Below are 283 nucleotides of genomic sequence, written 5' to 3'. Positions count from 1 at the left end.
GAATATACATAAGCAAAAAAGTGGTATTGAGAGATGAATCGTGATGTAGATAATGATCAAGGAATTATACAAGACGAAGATAATGAAAGCCATATTTTAGGTGAATTTAGCTTAGATGTAAGGGAGCAATTAATTGAAAAACTCGCAGAAGGAGTGATCAGTCGTATACTTACAGATAAACAAATTCAAGAGCTTTCAGTACCGGAGAAAGGGAATTATTGGAAGTCTAAGAGTGAAAGGGAGGTGAACAATCCAATAAAGGAAATGTTAAAAAATACAGATA

The 283-nt window shown here is 33.2% G+C and carries 1 protein-coding gene; it reads left to right on the top strand.

Features of this window, described 5'->3' with window-relative positions:
- Positions 1-33 precede the first annotated feature (33 nt).
- A partial coding sequence (locus tag ACG94X_RS16855) for a hypothetical protein (RefSeq protein WP_419384807.1) occupies positions 34-283 on the top strand: 250 nt, incomplete at its 3' end.

The sequence above is a fragment of the Acinetobacter psychrotolerans genome (genome assembly GCF_048552595.1).
Classification (GTDB): Bacteria; Pseudomonadota; Gammaproteobacteria; order Pseudomonadales; family Moraxellaceae; genus Acinetobacter.
This window is presented reverse-complemented; position numbering and strand designations above follow the sequence as displayed.